This is a genomic window from Mumia flava, assembly GCF_002797495.1.
In the GTDB taxonomy this organism is placed as follows: Bacteria; Actinomycetota; Actinomycetes; order Propionibacteriales; family Nocardioidaceae; genus Mumia; species Mumia flava.
This window is the reverse complement of the sequence record NZ_PGEZ01000001.1, coordinates 258,855-276,288: the sequence shown is the minus strand read 5'-3', so window position 1 is coordinate 276,288 and position 17,434 is coordinate 258,855. Positions and strand designations below refer to the sequence as shown.

Here is a 17,434-nt window from a genome sequence, read left to right as displayed (position 1 = left end):
GGGGTGCGGCGGCGCGGGACGCCCGGCTCAGACGACCGCGCCGTTGTCCGGGTCGCTGCCGCGGTCCGTGCCGCTCCTGCGTGCCATCAGCGTCACGAACGCCGCGACGATCCCCAGGGCGATCACGGCGAGCACCGGCCCTGACAGCCGGACGCCGGCCAGCGCGAGCACGAGCAGCAGCGCGGGCCCGCCGACGAGCACCGTCCAGGCGATCCGGCTGACCCGGTCGCCGACGGAGACCGGCGGCGGCTCGGGCGGGACGAACACGTCGTCGGGGTCGGCGTCGGACTCCTCCAGAGGGTCGGACCACCGGGGCTCGAAGACGTCCGGCTCGGCGCGGGCCGGGGCGGGCTCGTCGTCCTCGTCGGGCACGGAGAGCTCGAGACCGGCGACGATCCGCTCGAACTCGTCGTCCTCGCGCGACGGGCTCACCGCGTGCTCCCGGGTGCGGGTGCCGCGGCAGGCGTACGACGAAGGGACATGTCCCCATCTTGACTCACACGACCCAGCGGAGCCAGGACCGGGCGGTGAGGGGCCGTCCCGTACGGTCGGTCGGGCCGGCGAGGCGTCGCGCCTGTACGCTTTCGCTGATCGAGGAGGGGATGTCTTGACCTACTGGCTGCTCAAGTTCGTGTTCCTCGGACCCCTGCTGAAGCTCGTCTTCCGGCCGTGGGTCTCGGGGGCCGAGAAGGTCCCGCTCGAGGGACCGGTGATTCTGGCGAGCAACCACCTCTCCTACGCCGACTGGCTGTTCATGCCGTTGGTGGTGCCGCGCCGCGTGACGTTCGTGGCGAAGGCCGAGTACTTCCACACGCCCGGGATCAAGGGGCGTTTCCAGAAGACGTTCTTCTCCTCGACGGGGCAGGTCCCGATCGACCGGACCGGTGGCCGCGCGTCCGAGGGTGCGCTGCGCACGCAGCTGCGTCTGCTGCGCAAGGGCGAGGTGTGCGGCATCTACCCGGAGGGCACGCGCTCGGGCGACGGCCGGCTGTACCGCGGGCGGACCGGCGTGGCGCGCCTCGCCCTCGAGTCCGGGGTGCCGGTGATCCCGGTGGCGGTCACGAACACCAACGTGATCGCACCGCCGGGCAAGGTGTTCGGACGCTTCGCGCGGCCGGGCGTGACGTTCGGTCGGCCGCTGGACTTCAGCCGGTACGACGGGATGGCGGACGACCGCTACATCCTGCGCGCGGTCACCGACGAGATCATGTACGAGATCATGCGTCTGTCCGGGCAGGAGTACGTCGACCGCTACGCGTCGCGGTCGAAGAACGTCGAGCCGACCGAGCCCGGCCCGGACGTGAGCGACCTGCCGAAGGCCTCCTAGCGTGGACCGGGTCGCACGGGCCGCGCAGCAGGTGGACGACCAGTTCTACCGGGTCTTCACCGTGCTCCGTGCGATCACGCTCGCGTACGCCGTCGGGGTCAACGCCGCCCGCTGGCGCGACTTCGAGCACCCGACGGCGGCGTGGGTCCTGATCGGCGTGATGGTGGTCTGGTCGGGGCTCGTGACGTGGCTGTACGAGCCGCGCCGCCGCCGGGGCTGGGTGTTCATCGCGGACATGGTCGTGACCGTCACGCTGCTGCGCTCCACGGAGTACGTCCACACCGACGAGATGCTCGCCTCGAGCACGAACACGCTGACGACCTACTGGGTGACCACGGTCGTGCTGTGCTGGGCGGTGCACTGGGGCGTCACCGGTGGACTGCTCGGCACGGCGATCGTGCAGAGCGTCGACGTCACCTTGCGGCCCGGGATCGACTCGTCGACCGTCGGCAACATCTTCCTCATGGTGCTGGCCGCGATGCTGGTGGGCTACTGCGCCCACGTGCTGCGGGTGGCGGCCGTGGGTCGTGTGGAGGCCGAGCGCGCGGCCGCGGTGGCGGCCGAGCGTGAGCGGCTCGCGCGCGCGGTGCACGACGGGGTCCTCCAGGTGCTCGCCCTGGTGCAGCGGCGCGGCCGCGAGCTCGGGGGCGAGGCGGCCGAGCTGGGGCGTCTCGCGGGGGAGCAGGAGGTGGAGCTGCGCCGGCTGATCCAGTCGCGGTCGCTGGGTCCCGACCCGACGGTCGCGGGCTCGGGTGGTCTCGTCGACCTGGGCCGTGCGCTCGACGAGCTCGGGACCGCCGCGGTCACCGTCGCCACCCCGAGCCGCCCGGTGCTGCTGCCCGCGGACGTCGTCGAGGAGGTCGTCGCCGCCGTCCGCGCCTGCTGCGTGAACACCCGGATGCACGCGGGGCCGGGGGCGCTGGTCTGGATCCTGCTGGAGGAGGGCCGCGACGAGGTCGTGGTCAGCGTCCGCGACGACGGGCCGGGGATCCCGCCCGGCCGCCTCGTCGAGGCCGTCGGCGAGGGCCGGCTCGGCGTGACGCAGTCGATCCAGGGTCGGATCCGCGACCTCGGCGGTGTCGCGACCCTGCTCGAGGACGGCGCGCAGGGCTGCGAGTGGGAGCTGCGCGTCCCGGCGAGCGGGCTAGGCGAGGACGCCTCGGAGCGATAAGGTGCGCGGCATGGTGCGCGTGATGGTCGTCGACGACCACCCGCTGTGGCGGGAAGGGGTCGCACGGGACCTGGACGAGGCCGGCTTCGAGGTGGTCGCCACGGCGGCCGACGGTACGGAGGCGGTGAACCGCGCGCTCGCGACGCGGCCCGACGTGCTGCTCCTCGACCTGAACATCCCGGCGCCGGACGGCGTCGAGGTCACCGCGACGCTGGCCCAGCGGGCCCAGGAGACCAACGTGCTGGTCCTGAGCGCGTCGGGCGAGCAGCAGGACGTCCTGGACGCGGTCAAGGCCGGCGCCTGCGGCTACCTCGTGAAGTCGGCGTCGCGGGAGACCCTCCTGGACGCGGTTCAGTCGGTCTCGCGCGGCGAGTCGGTCTTCACCCCGGGCCTGGCCGGACTGGTCCTCGGCGAGTACCGCCGCCTGTCGGAGGCTCCGCCGGCCGACGAGCCGGACGCCCCGAAGCTGACCGAGCGCGAGACCGAGGTGCTGCGTCTGGTCGCCAAGGGCCTGACCTACAAGCAGATCGCGGACCGGCTGGTGCTGAGCCACCGGACGGTGCAGAACCACGTCCAGAACACCCTGCGCAAGCTCCAGCTGCACAACCGCGTGGAGCTGGTCCGCTACGCCATCGAGCGCGGGCTGGACGAGTAGCGCCCACGACCACGAGCACGCGTCCGGCCGCGCCGAGGCGGTCGACGGGACGGGAGATCGATGCGGATCGGTGTGCTGACCGGTGGAGGTGACTGCCCGGGCCTGAACGCGGCGCTGCGTGCCGTGGTGATGGCGTCGGACGCGCGGGGCTGGGACGTCGTCGGGTTCGCCGACGGGTGGCGCGGCCCGATGGACGCCGATGCCCGTCCGCTCGGGATCGACGACGTCGCCGACGTGCTGGACCGGGGTGGGACGATCCTCGGGTCGTCGCGGACGAACCCGGTGGGGGTGGACGGCGGGCTCGAGCGGGTCGGGGCCGGCCTCGCGGCGCACGGCTGCGACGCCCTGGTGGCGATCGGTGGGGAGGACACGCTCGGGGTGGCGAACACCCTCGCTCGGACCGGCGTGTCCGTGGTCGGCATCCCGAAGACGATCGATGACGACCTCGGCGCCACGGACGTGACGATCGGGCACAGCACGGCCGTCGGGATCGCGACCGAGGCGGTCGATCGGGTACGGACGACCGCGCAGTCCCACCTGCGGCCGGTGGTGGTCGAGGTGATGGGACGGCACGCCGGCTGGCTGGCGCTGCGTTCGGCGATCGCGGGGGGCGCCCAGGCGGCGCTCATCCCCGAGCGGCCGTTCGACCTCGACGAGGTCCAGGACCGGGTCGCCGCGTCGTTGGCCAGGCGGCGGGCTCCGGTCGTGGTGGTCGCGGAGGGTGCGCTGCCGGCAGGCGGTGCCGAGACGGTCTCCTCGGGTGAGACCGACGCGTTCGGCCACATCCGGCTCGGCGGGGTCGGGGAGTGGTTGGCGGCGCGGCTCGACGAGCGCAACGACGCCGACGTCCGTGCCGTCGTGCTCGGGCACGTGCAGCGCGGGGGACCGCCGAGCGCGTTCGACCGCGAGCTCGGCACGCGGCTCGGTCTGGCAGCCGTCGACGCCGTGGCGCAGGGGAGCTGGGGATCGATGGCGGCGTTGCGCGGGGAGCAGGTCGAGCTGGTCGCGCTGGCCGACGCGGTCCGGGAGCTGAAGCTCGTTCCTGCCCAGCAGTACGACGCGATCGCGCCGCTGCTGCGATGACGCCGCGCTGCGCGCCGTACGGGGCGCTCGGCGGTGCCGTCCGGTCCGCACTGCGGGACCCGCGAGGGCCCGGTGGCCGGCCGCGTAGTCTGGACGGGTGACGAACGCCGACCTCACCCTGCCCACGCTGGCCGAGCTGCACGCTCTCGGCCCGGCCCAGCAGCCCACGTACGCCGATCCGGCTGCCCGCGACGCGGTGGTCGACCGGCTGCGGACGATGCCGCCGCTGGTCTTCGCCGGCGAGGCCGACCAGCTCCGCGAGAAGCTGGCGGCCGTGGCTCGGGGCGAGGCGTTCGTGCTCCAGGGTGGCGACTGCGCCGAGACCTTCGCCGGTGTCAACGCCGACAACATCCGCAACAAGCTGCGGGTGCTCCTGTCGATGGCGGTCGTGCTGACGTACGCGGCGAGCGTCCCCGTCGTGAAGCTCGGCCGGATGGCGGGTCAGTACGCCAAGCCGCGCTCGAGCGACGACGAGACCCGCGACGGCGTGACCCTGCCGGCCTACCGCGGCGACGCGGTCAACGGCTTCGACTTCACGCCCGAGGCCCGGCGCCACGACCCGCAGCGGCTGATGGAGGTCTACCACGCCTCGGCGGCGACGTTGAACCTCGCGCGCGCCTTCACGCAGGGCGGGTACGCCGACCTGCGGCAGATGCACGCCTGGAACACCGACTTCGTCCGCAACAGCCCGGTCGGGGCGCGGTACGAGTCGATCGGTGCCGAGATCGACAAGGCGCTGGCGTTCATGGATGCGATCGGGGTGGATCCCGACGAGCTGCACACGGTCGACTTCCACTCCTCCCACGAGGCGCTGATCCTCGAGTACGAGCACGCACTGACCCGCACCGACCAGCGGACCGGTGACCTGTACGACGTGTCGGGCCACTTCCTGTGGATCGGGGAGCGGACCCGCCAGCTCGACGGCGCGCACGTCGAGCTGCTCAGCCGGATCGCGAACCCGGTCGGCATCAAGCTCGGGCCGACGACGACGCCGGACGACGCGCTCGCCTACGCCCGCAAGCTGAATCCGCACAACGTCCCGGGCAAGCTGACGTTCATCACCCGCTTCGGTGCCGGCAAGATCCGCGACCTGCTGCCGGAGCTGGTCGCGAAGGTCGACGGAGCCGGGGTGTCGGTCGCGTGGGTCTGCGACCCGATGCACGGCAACACGTTCGCGACCGAGAACGGCTACAAGACCCGTGAGTTCGACGACGTGATCGACGAGGTCCGCGGCTTCTTCGAGGTGCACCGCAGCGTGGGCACCTGGCCGGGCGGCGTGCACGTGGAGCTGACCGGCGACGACGTGACCGAGTGCGTGGGCGGAGGGAGCAGGCTGTCCGCGGCCGACCTCACGCATCGCTACGAGACGCTGTGCGACCCCCGCCTGAACCGCGCCCAGTCGCTGGAGCTCGCCTTCCTCGTCGCCCAGATGCTGCGGGAGCGCTGAGCCCGACGCGACGGCGTCACGGCGGTTGCGGTAGCGAGTGCCGCTAGCGCGGCCTGCGCATCTCGAGCCGGTGCTCCGGGCGGATGCCGAAGTAGGTCGACGGTCCGCCGCCGCGCAGCAGCGGGCGGGCGGCGGCCGTGTCGTAGATCCCGTCGGTCAGCGCCGAGCGGGCGATGTGCACCGCGACGACCTCACCCAGCACGAGCCAGGTGTCGACCGGGTCGCCGGCGGCGGTCGTGAGGCGGACGACCTGGGAGGTCCGGCACTCGAACGAGACCGGGGTCTCGGCGACGTACGGCACGTCGACGACGTCGCCCGCCACCGGGGTGAGCCCGGCGAGCGCGAGCTCGTCGACGTCGGCGGCGACGGTCGCCGAGGTCGCGTTCATCTGCTCGGCGAGGTCCTCGGTGGCGAGGTTCCAGCAGAACCCGCCGGTGGTCTCGGCGTTCGTCACGCTGTCCTTGTGGCCGAGGCTCGCGAAGCCGACGATCGGGGGCACGTAGTTGAAGGCGTTGAAGAAGCTGTACGGGGCGAGGTTGACGACGCCGTCCGCGCTGAGCGTCGAGACCCACCCGATCGGCCGCGGCGCGACGATCGCGTTGAAGGGGTCGTGCGGCAGGCCGTGGCCGTCCGCGGGGTAGTACGTGTGCGTGTCCGGGCCCGGTGCCATCCGCCGACCGTATCGTGGCGCCGTTAGGCTGACGGACGTGCAGGTGCTCTCGATCCAGTCCCAGGTCGCCTACGGTCACGCGGGCAACAGCTCGGCCGTCTTCCCGCTGCAACGTCTCGGGGTCGACGTCTGGCCGGTGAACACGGTGGGGTTCTCCAACCACTCCGGCTACGGCGTGTGGCGTGGCACGGTGTACGAGGCGTCGCAGGTGGCCGACGTCGTGACGGGCGTCGCCGAGCGCGGGGTGCTCCCGGGGATCGACGCGGTCCTGTCGGGCTACCAGGGCTCGCCGGACATCGGCGAGGTGATCCTGGACGCGGTGGAGCAGGTCAAGGCCGCGAACCCGCGGGCCGTCTACTGCGCGGACCCGGTGATCGGCGACCGCGGGCGCGGGGTGTACGTGCGGCCCGGGATCGCCGAGCTGATGCGCGACCGGATCGTACCCGCGGCGGACCTGACGACCCCGAACCAGTTCGAGCTCGAGCTGCTCGCCGGTGGTCCGGTCGGCACGCTCGACGAGCTGCTCGACGCGGTCGCCGCGCTGCGGGCCCGTGGTCCGCGGACCGTGCTCGTGACGTCGGTCGAGGTGCTCGATCCCGGCGGGGACACGATCTCGATGGTGGGCGTCGACCCCAGCGGCGCGTACGTCGTGACGACGCCGATGCTCACCATGAAGGTCGTCGCGGGCTCGGGCGACGCGACGACCGCGATGTTCCTCGGCCGCATGCTGCAGTCCGGCATGGACCTGCCGGGCTCGCTCGAGAGGGTCGCCTCGTCGATCTTCGGCGTGCTCGACCACACCCGGCGCACCGACGCTGCCGAGATGGAGCTGGTGGCGGCGCAGGACGTGATCGCGAACCCGCCGACGGAGTTCGCCGTCGAGCGCCTGGTCTGAGGGGCGGGAGCCCGCAGGGCAGCCGCCTGGCTGCGTCAGGCGTCGCGCAGGGAGGCGAGCAGCGCGAGATCCTCTCGCCAGGCCGCGACGCCGCCCGGGGTCTCCAGGACGAACGGGACCCCGTCGGTGAGCGGGTGGCGCAGGAGGGCTGCGAAGGCGTCGGTGCCGAGATGGCCCTGCCCGATCCGTTCGTGCCGGTCCTTGAGGCTCCCGCGCACGTCCTTCGAGTCGTTGGCGTGGACCAGCGCGAGCCGGTCGGGTCCGGTCACCGCGACGAGGCGGCGCAGGGTGTCGTCCACGCCGTCGGCGGACCCCAGCGGCTCACCGGCGGCGAAGGCGTGGCAGGTGTCGAGGCAGATCCCGACGGCCGGGTGGTCCTCGAGCGCGGCGAGGTACGGCGCGAGGTCGTCCACCCGTGCGCACAGCGAGCGGCCCTGCCCGGCGGTCGGCTCGAGCAGCAGCCGCAGCCCGCTGCCGTCGAGTGCGTCGAGCAGGGGGAGCAGGCCCTCGCGCACCTGCCGGAGCGCGGTCTCGTACCCGCCGTCGTCGACGCACGATCCCGTGTGCACGACCAGGCCCTGCGCCCCGAGCGAGGCCGCGCGGGCGAGGTTGTGGGTGACGGCGTCGACCGAGCGCCGGTAGGTCTGCGGGTTCGGTGAGCCGAGGTTGACCAGGTAGGGAGCGTGCACGAAGGCGAGCAGGCCGTCGTCCGCGCACCGCTGGGCGAACGCGGCGTCGGTGGCCGGGTCGCCGGCGGAGGCCGCCCAGCCGCGCGGGTTGCCCGCGAAGATCTGGAGCGCGCCGGCGCCGAGACCGGTCGCGGTCGCGAGGGCACCCGCGATCAGCCCCTTGCCGACCGCGACGTGGCTCCCGAGCGGGTTGCGGACGCGGGTGGGGGAGACGGGCACGCCGGCCATCGTAGGCGGCCCGGACGGGGCGGCCGCGCGCGCCTCCGGGGGCGCACGACGGCGGGTCGGCCGTCGCGGGTCAGACGATCCGGAGAAGGCCAGACGATCCGGAGAAGGTCAGACGATCCGGAGAAGGATCGTGTCTCCCGGCTGCGCGAGGTCCCCGCCGCCGGGGGACTGGCGCGAGACCAGGTTGCTGCCGAAGTGGATCCGCTCCTTCTCCACCTCGACCTCGAACCCGGCGTCCTCGAGGATCTGGCGGGCGTCGTCGACGTTGCGGCCGACCACGCCCGGAACCTCGATCGGCTCGGGGCCGTCGGAGACCGTGAGCGTGATGGTGTCGCCCTCGAAGACCCGGCCCGCGGGCGGGTCCTGGCTGATCACGTCGCCGGCCTCGACGTCCTCGGAGTACTCGGTGGCCACCTCGACCTCGAGTCCGGCCTTCTCGAGCTTCCCGGTGGCCTTGTCGGCGGACTTGCCGGTGTAGTCCTTGACGTCGACGGGCTTCGGTCCCTTGCTCACCACCATGTCGACCTCGGTGCCCGGGCGGACCTGGGTCCCGGGGTCGAGCGCGGTCCGGATCACCAGGCCGTCGTCGACCTTGGTGCTGAACCGTCGCTCGACGGTGCCCGGCACGGCCTTGACCTCGTCGAGGGCCTCCTCGGCGTCCTGCTCGGTCATCCCGGTCAGGTCGGGCAACGGATAGCGCTCCTTGCCCTTGGAGACGAGCAGCTCGATGGTGCTGTCGGGGAGGAGCCGGTCGCCCGGTGCGGGCTCCGACGAGCTGACCGTGCCCTTGGACGCCGTCTCGCTGAACTCGCTGCCGACCATCTCGACGGCGAACCCCTGGTCCGCAGCGGCCGCACGCGCCTCCTTCATGCTGAGGCCGACCAGGTCGGGCGCGGAGTCGTACCGTGCCACCCCGAACCACCAGCCGAATGCCGCGGCGCCCAGCGCGAGGACCACGGCCAGGATCAGCAGCGCGCGGCCGCGCCGACGCGCACGCTCGTTGCGGGTCGCCGCCCCCGGCGAAGCGGACCCGGAGCCGTCCGCCGGTGACCGGGGTGGTCCCGCGGCCGAGGACCCGGGTGGGCCCGGGTCGGCGGGCGGGGGGCCGGAGGGCACGGCGGTGACCGCCCGGGTCGCCTCGTAGCCGGTGGCGCTCGTCGCCTCGTACCCGCCGGGGCCGGCCGCCGCGGTCACGTCGAGGGCGCCGAGACCGGCGTCGGCGGCCCGCTCGGCGGCGAGGGTCGCCGTGGCCACGGCCACCGGCGGCGGGTCCTCGGTGCCGGTGGCGGCGACGTGATGGAGGCGGAGGTCGTCGGTCAGGTCGGGATCGTCGGGAAGGTTCGCCTCCAGGGCCGAGCGGACGCGGCGGACCTGGTGCAGCAGCACGCGGGCGTCGGCCGAGCGGTGGTCGCGGTCACGGGCGCAGGCCCGCGCCACGAGCGCGTCGACGTACGGGGGGATCCCGGCGACGGACTGCGACGGCGGCGCCACGTCGGCGTGCACGTGCTGGTAGGCGACCTGGATCGGGGTCTCGCCGGTGTGCGGCTTGCGTCCGGTCAGGAGCTCGTACAGCACGGCGCCGACGGCGTAGACGTCGCACCGGGCGTCGGCGCCCTCGTTCAGCACCAGCTCCGGCGCGAGGTACGAGACCGAGCCGATCAGCACCCCGGTGGTCGCCTGCGAGCGCGCGGTGATCGCGCGGGCGAGGCCGAAGTCGGCGACCTTCACCTGCCCGTCGGGGCTGATCAGGACGTTCTCCGGCTTGACGTCGCGATGGATCATCCGGGCGTCGTGCGCGGCGGACAGCGCCATCAGCAGCGGCTCGATCAGGGCCAGAGCCCGACGCGGCGGCAGCGGTGCCTCGTCGGCGACCACGTCGCGCAGCGTACGGCCGGGGACGTACTCCATCACGAGGTACAGCAGGCCGTCGTCGTCTCCCTGGTCGTACACGGCGACGACGTTCGGGTGGCTGAGGCGGGCCGCAGCGCGGGCCTCGGTCCGCAGCCGCGCGGTGAAGTCGGCGTCCCCGCCGACGTCGTTCTGCATCACCTTGACCGCGACGGTGCGCTCGAGACGCGTGTCCGTGGCGAGCATCACGGTGCCCATGCCGCCGTGCGCGAGGACCTGACCGAGCAGGTACCGACCGTCGAGGAGCCGCCCGACGAGCCGGTCGGTGCTGGTGGTCGTCACGGTCACCTCCTCGTCGTCGCTCGAGCGCTCACCTGGACGTGGAAGCCGGGGATCGCGGGCTCCCGGGCGCCCATTCTAGGTGAGCGTGTCACAGGGGCGTGGGATGCTCACGGTGCTGCGTGGCAGGGCGAGGCGCGGCCGGGCCCGAGGGGCCTCGACTGGTCGGTGGCGCCGGTGCTGGCAGGCTGGAGCCATGTCCGACGACACGAGCGCCCTCCTGGACGAGCTGGTCGAGGTGTGGCTGACCCTGCCCGAGGCGGCCGAGGCGATGGGGACGACCGTCAGCCGGGTCCGACAGCGCGTCCGTGACCGGGACCTGGTGGCCGTCGCGACGGCATCCTCGCGGCAGCCGCGCGTGCCGGCCGAGCTGCTGGTCGACGGTGCGCCGGTCGACCGCCTGCGTGGCACGCTCGTGCTCCTGGCCGACGCCGGCTACACCGAGGACGAGGCGCTCGTCTGGCTGTTCACCCCGGACCCGACCCTGCCGGGACGGCCGGTCGACGCGCTGCGCGAGGGACGGGCACGGGAGATCCGCCGGCGCGCGCAGGCGCTCGGGTTCTGAGGGCGTCGCTCAGGCGTTGCGCCGTACGGCGCGCCCGGCCAGGTCCGCGAGGAGGTCGGCGTGGGGACGCAGGGCGTCGTCGTCGAGCGCGTCGCGAGCCTGCTCCTCCAGCGCGGTGATGTCGGCCTCGACCCGGGCGAGCGCGCCGACGTCGATCATCAGCGCACGGAGGTCGGCGACATCGGTCGGGCCGAGCGCCGGGTTGCCGAGGCCTGCCTCGAGGCGCTCGCGCTGAGCCGGGCGGGCCGCCGAGGCGGTGTGCGCCACCAGGGCGGTGCGCTTGCCCTCGCGCAGGTCGTCGCCGGCCGGCTTGCCGGTCACCGCCGGGTCGCCGAAGACGCCGAGGACGTCGTCACGGAGCTGGAAGGCCTCGCCGAGCGGCACGGCGTACGCGCTCAGCGCATCGATCGTGCGCGGGCCCGCACCGGCCAGTGCCGCGCCGAGGTGCAGCGGACGCTCGACGGTGTACTTCGCGGCCTTGTAGCGGACCACCCGCATCGCGTCCTCGAGCGAGGCGCCGCCGCCGGCCTGGACGGCGAGGTCGAGGAACTGGCCCGCGACGACCTCGTTCTTGCAGGCGTCCAGGAAGCCGGTCGCGCGCGCCAGCTCGTCAGGTGAGAACCCGCTGGTCCGGAACATCTCGTCGGCCCACGACAGCATCAGGTCGCCGAGCAGCACCGCAGCGCCGACCCCGAACAGCTCGGCGTCGCCGCGCGAGCCGGACGAGCGGTGCGCGTCGGTGAACGCTGCATGGGCCGCCGGGCGTCCCCTCCGCGTCGCCGAGTCGTCGATCACGTCGTCGTGGACCAGCGCGCTGGCCTGGAGCCACTCCAGCGAGCTCGCGGCACGCACGACGTCGTCGGGGACCCCGGCGCCGCCACCGACCCGCCAGCCGGCGACGCAGAACGCCGGACGCAGCCGCTTGCCGCCCGCCACGGCCACCGCGGCGGCGTCGAGGAGCGGCTCGACGCGAGGTCCCAGCGGCTCGAGCTGGGTGCGGCGGTCGCCGAGGAACGACGCGAGCGCGTCATCGACCCGGGCGGGGAGATCTGCGTCGGTCACGCCCGTCACCCTAACCGTCCCGTGATCGTCTCGGCGTGTGGGAGCCGGGCCGACCGACGCCCGGCCTCGGTATCGTGACGCCATGTCCGTAGCCCGTGTCGGTGACCTCGTCACCGGTCCCGACCCGACGTTCTCGTTCGAGTTCTTCCCCCCGAAGAGCGACGCGGGCGAGCGGGCGCTCTGGACCGCCGTCCGCCAGCTCGAGCCCCTGCAGCCGACCTTCGTCTCGGTGACCTACGGCGCCGGCGGCACGACCCGTGACCGTACGGTCCGGATCACCGGCCGGATCGCAGCGGAGACGACCCTGCACCCGGTCGGCCACCTGACCTGCGTCGGTCAGAGCCGGGACGAGCTGCACACCGTCCTGAGGCAGTACGCCGACGCGGGCGTGCGCAACGTGCTCGCGCTGCGTGGAGACCCCGAGGGCGGCCCGGGAGCGCCGTGGAGCTCGCACCCGGAGGGGCTCGACCACGGCGACGAGCTCGTTGCGCTCGTCGCGTCGACGGGGTCGTTCTGCGTGGGTGCTGCCGCGTACCCGAAGGGCCACCGCGAGGCCGCCTCGCTGGAGGCGGACGCCCAGGTCGTGGCCGCCAAGGCGCGCGCCGGGGCGTCGTTCGCGGTGACCGACTTCTTCTTCCTGGCCGAGGACTACCTGAGCCTCGTCGAGCGGGTCCGCGGGCTCGGCTGCGCGATCCCGATCCTGCCGGGCATCATGCCGATCACGAACCTCGCGCAGATCACCCGGATGGCCCAGCTGTCGGGCCACCAGGTCCCGCGCTCCGTGGTGGCGCGGCTCGAGCCGTGGGTCGACGACCCCGAGGGTCTCAGGGCCGAGGGCATCACGATCGCGACCGAGCTGTGCGACCGCCTGCTCGCCGCGGGCGCGCCGGGTCTGCACTTCTACACGCTCAACCGTTCGCTGGCGACGCGACAGATCTACGAGAGCCTCGCCGCGACCCCGGTGTAGGCTCCCGGCGCGACACGCACGAACGGTCCAAAAGGCCCGCAACGGACACTGGCCGGTGTCATCCTGATCACATGACTCGGGAGCAGCACCGCAGGCACCGGTTGTGGTTGCTCGGCATGGTCCTCGCGGCCGCCGTGTTCCTGACCTGCGCCTATCTGCACCTCGCCGGGGGCGTGCGCTCCGACCTCGTGGTGCTGCTGTGGTGGTTCTCCGGGCTGGCCTCGTGCCTGTGCGGGGTCGAGGTCTGCCGGGTCGAGGACGACGGGATCGAGCGTCCTCGCTACCTGGGCTCCCTGGTCAGCGGGCTGCGCGAGGAGTGGACCCACTCACCCCGCGGCTGACGTCGGCGGGCGCAGGGTCTCGGCCGCCGACGCGGCGCCGAGCGTGACCGCCTCGAGCGACGCCCCGGGGTGGGCGTTGGCGCCGATCCTCAGCAGGCCGGCCGGTCGAGGTCGACCCACGCCGGGCAGCGTGCAGCCCGTGCGCCATCCCGACCAGCACCAGCCGTACCGCGCGCCGCCGTCCCGCACCGCGTCGAGTGCGCTGACGTCGACACGCGCCCGGACGTGCGCGCTGAGACGGAGACCGTGGCGTGCGAGCGCGTCGACGGGATCCTCCGCGCCGAGGTGCTCGACCGTCCAGGCCTGGCCGGGACCGTCGTGGGTGGCGCTCGGGCTGATCCTCAGCGGGGCGTGGTCGTGGACGATCGTCTCCTGCTCGAGCCGAGGAGCGTCGGGTCCCAGCCCGAGGTAGGTCCGGGCCGCGGGGACCCGGGGCAGCGCGTCGCTCTCCCGACGACCCCCGGGTGCCGCCGGTGCCGCCCACACCACGACGTCACCGCTGACGACGCCGTCGGCGGTCCGCACGCCCTCGACGCGGTCCGTGCCGACCACGTCCAGGGCACGGACGCCGGTGCGCACGTCGACGCGGCGCTGCGCGAGCCGTCGCTCGAGCGCGGTCACGAGAGCCGAGGTGCCGCCGACCACGCGCCAGCGGCCGAACGACCGCTCGACCAGGTCCAGCACGCCGAGGAACGCGGGGAGCAGGCCCGGCTGCTCCCCGTCCAACCGGTGCCGGTCGATCACCAGGGCTCGCAGCCTCGGGTCCCGCAGCCCGCGACGCGCCGCGCGCTGGAGCCCCGCCCGCGGGCGCAGCATCCGCCACTGGGCGTTGTCGAACGCGGCGCGGCCCTCGAACGGCTGCTCCAGCGCACGGGTGCGGAGCACCTCCCAGACGTCGGTGTAGGCGTCCAGCCACCGGGTCCACCGGGCGCCGCTCCCGCGTCCGAGGACCTGGTCGATCGCGTCGGTCTGCGCCGCGCGGCTCCCGGTCGGCAGATCGAGGACGTCTCCGTCCCCCAGGACGTGCCGGCGGGCGACGGGGAGCGGGACGAGCTCGAGCTCCGAGTCCAGCGGCCGGCCGGACTTGCGGAACAGGTCGCGCAGCGTCGCGGGCAGCGTGACCTCGGACGACCCGTGGTCGAAGGAGAACCCGTCGTGGACGAGGGGGAGCAGACGTCCGCCGACCCGGTCGGCGTCCTCGACCAGCACGACGCGGTGACGCAGCTTCGCGATGCGGACGGCCGCTGCCATCCCGGCGAGCCCGCCGCCGACCACCACCACGTCCGCCACCCGGCCAGGGTAGCGACCGTGTGCCCGGTGAGGTACTCGTCGGAATCTGAGTACCTTCGCTCATTCCGTTCGCGACCGAGGGGAGCGAGACTGGGTCGTGCAGGCGCCGTTCGTCCGGCTCGCGTCGGGGGTCGAGCCGGACGAACGGCCCGCTTGTCTCAGGCGCCGGTGACGATCGTGGGCGTCCCGCCCGTGAGCCGCACCAGCCCGTCGAAGCTGGTCGCGAAGACGCTCTGCGGATGTCCCGCCGCCGCCCAGACCACGTCGTGGTCGGCCAGCGCGACGTCGACGTAGGTCCGCAGGGCCTCCGGGTGCCCGACCGGCGCGACCCCGCCGATCGGCTGTCCGGTGTGGTCGCGGACGAAGTCCGGGCTCGCGCGGCGCAGCGGCGGAAGGTCCCACGCAGCAGCGAGCGCGGCCACGTCGACCCGGTGGGCTCCCGAGGTCAGCACCAGGACCGGGGAGCCGCCGGCGTCGAAGACGAGGCTGTTGGCGATCGCGCCGACCTCGACGTCGAGCGCGTCGGCCGCCGCGGCCGCGGTCCGGACGGACTCGGGCAGGAACCGGACGTCGGAGTCCTGGCCGTGCGCCGCGAGGACGTCGACGACCCGGCGGACCCGGGGAGGCATATCGGTCACCCGAGCACCGTACCGGCGGGCCCCACGGCCGTGCTCGCGTCCCGACCGCGGAGCCTGGCAGAGTGGGCCGCGTGCAGGAGACAGCCACAGAGGTCCACGAGGTCGTCACGGACGCCGTCGCCCGGCTCGGGGGAGGCCCCGCCCGGCCGCTGCGGGTGGTCGACGTCGGAGGAGGCACCGGCGGTCAGGCCGTCGCCCTGGCCGAGCAGGGTCACGCCGTCGTGGTCGTCGACCCGAGCGCGGACGCGCTCGCGACCCTCGGCCGGCGGGCGAGGTCGGCCGGCGTCGAGGTCGAGACCGTCCAGGCGCGCGCGACGGAGATGGTCGGCGTGGTCGGCCCGGACGCGGATCTCGTGCTGTGCCACGGTCTGCTCGAGGTCGTCGACGATGTCGAGCAGACCCTCGCGTCCCTCCATCAGGTCCTGCGGCCCCAGGGTCTGCTCAGCGTGGTCGTCGCCGGTCGTCCGGCGGCGGTGCTCGCCCGGCTGCGGGCCGGCGACGTCGAGGGCGCGACCGCGGTGCTGGCAGGCGACGGCCGGTCGGGTCCGCGCCGCTTCGACGCTGCCGAGCTGACCGGGCTCGTGCGGGGCGCCGGCTTCCGGCTCGAGCAGCTGGACGGCCTGCGGATCGCGGCCGCGCTGCTGCCGGCCGACCCCGACGGTGCCGTCGGCCGGCGCACGGTGACCGCGTTCGAGCGCGCGGCCGCGGCCGACGAGACGCTGCGCGTGCTGGGCTCGAGCCTGCACGCGCTGGCGTCACGTCCGGACGCGGCTCAGTCCCAGGCCCCGTAGACGACGACCCGCATCGGGTCCGACGCGGTCAGGTTCCACAGCTGGCGGGCGTCGGGGATCGACATGTTGACGCACCCGTGGCTGTGTCCGTCGAACGGGTCCATCATCAGGTACGACGCGTGGAACGCCTGGCCCCCGGAGAAGAACTGCGCGTACGGCATCTTGGACTCGAACAGCGAGCTGACGTGGTGGCGGCTGCGCAGGAACACCGAGAACCGGCCCGTGCGGGTCGGCGTCGAGGCCGATCCGCCGCGGACGAGCCACGCGTTCCACATCCGGCCGCTGCGCCAGAGCGTGACCTGGTGGCGCTTGCGGTCGTAGCAGGCGACCCAGCCCTTGCGCTTGCAGGCCTTCGGGATCTTCTTGCGTGCCCGGGTCGTCTTCGGGATCAGCTTGGCCCACGTCCGCGGGTTGGCCTTGCCGGTCCGCCGCAGACCGACGCGCTTCTGGAACCGCTTGACGGCCTTCTTCGTCGACTTCCCGTAGTAGCCGCTGACCCGGCCGCCGTACGCCCCCGCCCAGCGCAGGCGGTACTGCAGCTCGCGGACGTGCTTGATCGACGTCGGCGAGGCGTCTCGCTGCCCGGGACGGGTGATCGTCCGGGCGAAGCGGCGCAGATTCTTGCGCCGGGCGACCTCGGCGGCGGCACGCGCGGAGTCGGCGCCCGAGGCGGACACGGCCGGACCGGCCGGGGCCGCCGAGGCCACCGTCGCGGGCGCGGACGACACGACCTCCGCCGCCGACGCCGCCGAGGCCGGCGGCGCCACCACGACCACCGAGGCGGCGACGACGAGGGCGCTCGCGAGCGCACAGGACCTGATCATGGGTGTTCCTTCCCCCAGGCACACCCGAGCCCCTCCCGAGCGGCGACGGACAAACGATAGCCCGTAGTGTGGCGTCGCCGAGGTCGGCTGCCTAGACTGGACCCGACGGGCCAGCACCCCCGCCGGACCAGCGAAGCCAAGGGAGGCCTGACGTGCCGCTCTCAGAGGAAGAGCAGAGGATGCTCGAGCAGCTCGAGCAGGCGCTCGCTGCCGAGGATCCCCGCCTGGCATCGACGCTGCGTGGGTCGCGTCTGCGTGCCCGCGCCCGAAGGATCGTGGTCCTCGCCTCGGTCGGGTTCGTGCTCGGTGTCGGCCTCCTCATGGCCGGCGTGATCACGACGTCCACCGTGCTGGGCGTCGTCGGCTTCGTGCTGATGGTGGCCGGCGCCTACTTCTTCCTCACCGCGTGGCGCTCGCGCGGCACCGACGAGGACGAGCAGACGGCCCAGCCGCCGACGCGCGGCGGCGCGAGCGGCCAGGCACGTCCGAGCAGCAACGACTCCTTCATGAACCGCATGGAGGAGCGCTGGCGTCGTCGGCGCGACTCCGACGGTCGCTGACCGCGCTCCGCGAGCGTCGACGGATTGCACAGCGTCGACGGATT

Annotated in this window: 19 protein-coding genes; 11 read left to right on the top strand and 8 right to left on the bottom strand. The window is 73.7% G+C overall.

All coding sequences use genetic code 11. The annotated features are described in order from the left end of the window. Positions 1-27 precede the first annotated feature (27 nt). Entirely contained in the window at positions 28-432 is a 405-nt protein-coding gene (locus tag CLV56_RS01285) for a hypothetical protein (RefSeq protein ID WP_100414267.1), read from the bottom strand. 175 nt (positions 433-607) lie between these two features. Here CLV56_RS01285 and CLV56_RS01280 point away from each other — a divergent pair, with 175 nt between their 5' ends. From CLV56_RS01280 to CLV56_RS01260, 5 genes are all read left to right on the top strand, one after another. Next, positions 608-1,327, top strand: a complete 720-nt coding sequence (locus tag CLV56_RS01280) for a lysophospholipid acyltransferase family protein (RefSeq protein ID WP_100414266.1) — start codon at positions 608-610, stop codon at positions 1,325-1,327. A 1-nt stretch (position 1,328) separates the two neighbouring features. Then, on the top strand, positions 1,329-2,498 hold the full coding sequence (macS, locus tag CLV56_RS01275; RefSeq protein ID WP_100414265.1) for a MacS family sensor histidine kinase: 1,170 nt from the start codon (positions 1,329-1,331) through the stop codon (positions 2,496-2,498). 10 nt (positions 2,499-2,508) lie between these two features. Beyond that, the gene (locus CLV56_RS01270; RefSeq protein ID WP_039368839.1) at positions 2,509-3,153 is read left to right on the top strand and encodes a response regulator; all 645 of its coding nucleotides are present in this window, start codon (positions 2,509-2,511) and stop codon (positions 3,151-3,153) included. Between the two features lie 60 nt (positions 3,154-3,213). Then, positions 3,214-4,236, top strand: a complete 1,023-nt coding sequence (locus tag CLV56_RS01265) for an ATP-dependent 6-phosphofructokinase (RefSeq protein ID WP_039368652.1) — start codon at positions 3,214-3,216, stop codon at positions 4,234-4,236. Positions 4,237-4,333: 97 nt separating this feature from the next. Further along, a complete protein-coding gene (locus CLV56_RS01260) occupies positions 4,334-5,683 on the top strand; it encodes a class II 3-deoxy-7-phosphoheptulonate synthase (protein WP_100414264.1) in 1,350 nt (449 codons plus the stop codon). A gap of 43 nt (positions 5,684-5,726) precedes the next feature. On the opposite strand, the gene CLV56_RS01255 is transcribed toward CLV56_RS01260, so the two are convergent. Next, entirely contained in the window at positions 5,727-6,353 is a 627-nt protein-coding gene (locus CLV56_RS01255; RefSeq protein WP_039368648.1) for a flavin reductase family protein, read from the bottom strand. Positions 6,354-6,390: 37 nt separating this feature from the next. Between CLV56_RS01255 and pdxY the strand changes: the two genes are divergently transcribed. Then, complete coding sequence (gene pdxY / locus CLV56_RS01250) at positions 6,391-7,248, top strand: pyridoxal kinase PdxY (RefSeq protein ID WP_039368645.1); 858 nt, start codon at positions 6,391-6,393, stop codon at positions 7,246-7,248. Between the two features lie 35 nt (positions 7,249-7,283). On the opposite strand, the gene CLV56_RS01245 is transcribed toward pdxY, so the two are convergent. Continuing rightward, on the bottom strand, positions 7,284-8,165 hold the full coding sequence (locus tag CLV56_RS01245) for a deoxyribonuclease IV (protein WP_039368642.1): 882 nt from the start codon (positions 8,163-8,165) through the stop codon (positions 7,284-7,286). 108 nt (positions 8,166-8,273) lie between these two features. Then, the gene (gene pknB, locus CLV56_RS01240; RefSeq protein WP_039368833.1) at positions 8,274-10,355 is read right to left on the bottom strand and encodes a Stk1 family PASTA domain-containing Ser/Thr kinase; all 2,082 of its coding nucleotides are present in this window, start codon (positions 10,353-10,355) and stop codon (positions 8,274-8,276) included. 193 nt (positions 10,356-10,548) lie between these two features. Between pknB and CLV56_RS01235 the strand changes: the two genes are divergently transcribed. After that, the gene (locus tag CLV56_RS01235; RefSeq protein ID WP_039368639.1) at positions 10,549-10,917 is read left to right on the top strand and encodes an Rv2175c family DNA-binding protein; all 369 of its coding nucleotides are present in this window, start codon (positions 10,549-10,551) and stop codon (positions 10,915-10,917) included. A gap of 9 nt (positions 10,918-10,926) precedes the next feature. Here the strand turns inward: CLV56_RS01235 and CLV56_RS01230 are convergent, their stop codons facing one another. After that, positions 10,927-11,979: a polyprenyl synthetase family protein gene (locus CLV56_RS01230; protein ID WP_245857489.1), complete on the bottom strand. Its 1,053-nt coding sequence runs from the start codon at positions 11,977-11,979 to the stop codon at positions 10,927-10,929. A gap of 82 nt (positions 11,980-12,061) precedes the next feature. Between CLV56_RS01230 and metF the strand changes: the two genes are divergently transcribed. Together metF and CLV56_RS01220 are read left to right on the top strand one after the other, a co-directional pair. Next, the gene (gene metF / locus CLV56_RS01225) at positions 12,062-12,946 is read left to right on the top strand and encodes a methylenetetrahydrofolate reductase [NAD(P)H] (protein ID WP_039368635.1); all 885 of its coding nucleotides are present in this window, start codon (positions 12,062-12,064) and stop codon (positions 12,944-12,946) included. A gap of 71 nt (positions 12,947-13,017) precedes the next feature. After that, entirely contained in the window at positions 13,018-13,287 is a 270-nt protein-coding gene (locus tag CLV56_RS01220; protein ID WP_039368631.1) for a hypothetical protein, read from the top strand. Here the strand turns inward: CLV56_RS01220 and CLV56_RS01215 are convergent. Both CLV56_RS01215 and CLV56_RS01210 read right to left on the bottom strand, forming a co-directional pair. After that, positions 13,273-14,577, bottom strand: a complete 1,305-nt coding sequence (locus CLV56_RS01215; RefSeq protein WP_100414261.1) for a phytoene desaturase family protein — start codon at positions 14,575-14,577, stop codon at positions 13,273-13,275. The genes CLV56_RS01220 and CLV56_RS01215 overlap by 15 nt on opposite strands. 158 nt (positions 14,578-14,735) lie before the next feature. Beyond that, the gene (locus CLV56_RS01210) at positions 14,736-15,206 is read right to left on the bottom strand and encodes a YbaK/EbsC family protein (protein ID WP_039340172.1); all 471 of its coding nucleotides are present in this window, start codon (positions 15,204-15,206) and stop codon (positions 14,736-14,738) included. An 80-nt stretch (positions 15,207-15,286) separates the two neighbouring features. Between CLV56_RS01210 and CLV56_RS01205 the strand changes: the two genes are divergently transcribed. Continuing rightward, positions 15,287-16,006, top strand: coding sequence for a class I SAM-dependent methyltransferase (locus CLV56_RS01205; RefSeq protein ID WP_157805033.1), 720 nt, complete (start codon positions 15,287-15,289; stop codon positions 16,004-16,006). On the opposite strand, the gene CLV56_RS01200 is transcribed toward CLV56_RS01205, so the two are convergent. After that, positions 15,988-16,830 carry a L,D-transpeptidase family protein gene (locus CLV56_RS01200; protein WP_100414259.1) on the bottom strand — a complete coding sequence of 281 codons (843 nt, stop codon included), beginning with the start codon at positions 16,828-16,830 and terminating at the stop codon, positions 15,988-15,990. The genes CLV56_RS01205 and CLV56_RS01200 overlap by 19 nt on opposite strands. 179 nt (positions 16,831-17,009) lie before the next feature. Here CLV56_RS01200 and CLV56_RS01195 point away from each other — a divergent pair, with 179 nt between their 5' ends. Next, positions 17,010-17,390, top strand: a complete 381-nt coding sequence (locus CLV56_RS01195; RefSeq protein WP_245857486.1) for a DUF3040 domain-containing protein — start codon at positions 17,010-17,012, stop codon at positions 17,388-17,390. Positions 17,391-17,434 lie beyond the last annotated feature (44 nt).

Excerpts from the sequence above, each read along its gene's own strand:
- CLV56_RS01235 (WP_039368639.1), top strand. The coding sequence starts at position 10,549 with ATGTCCGACGACACGAGCGCCCTCCTGGACGAGCTGGTCGAGGTGTGG.
- CLV56_RS01195 (WP_245857486.1), top strand. The coding sequence starts at position 17,010 with ATGCTCGAGCAGCTCGAGCAGGCGCTCGCTGCCGAGGATCCCCGCCTG.
- CLV56_RS01245 (WP_039368642.1), bottom strand. The coding sequence starts at position 8,165 with ATGGCCGGCGTGCCCGTCTCCCCCACCCGCGTCCGCAACCCGCTCGGG.
- CLV56_RS01255 (WP_039368648.1), bottom strand. The coding sequence starts at position 6,353 with ATGGCACCGGGCCCGGACACGCACACGTACTACCCCGCGGACGGCCAC.
- CLV56_RS01200 (WP_100414259.1), bottom strand. The coding sequence starts at position 16,830 with ATGATCAGGTCCTGTGCGCTCGCGAGCGCCCTCGTCGTCGCCGCCTCG.
- CLV56_RS01210 (WP_039340172.1), bottom strand. The coding sequence starts at position 15,206 with ATGCCTCCCCGGGTCCGCCGGGTCGTCGACGTCCTCGCGGCGCACGGC.
- CLV56_RS01270 (WP_039368839.1), top strand. The coding sequence starts at position 2,509 with ATGGTGCGCGTGATGGTCGTCGACGACCACCCGCTGTGGCGGGAAGGG.
- metF (WP_039368635.1), top strand. The coding sequence starts at position 12,062 with ATGTCCGTAGCCCGTGTCGGTGACCTCGTCACCGGTCCCGACCCGACG.
- CLV56_RS01265 (WP_039368652.1), top strand. The coding sequence starts at position 3,214 with ATGCGGATCGGTGTGCTGACCGGTGGAGGTGACTGCCCGGGCCTGAAC.
- CLV56_RS01220 (WP_039368631.1), top strand. The coding sequence starts at position 13,018 with ATGACTCGGGAGCAGCACCGCAGGCACCGGTTGTGGTTGCTCGGCATG.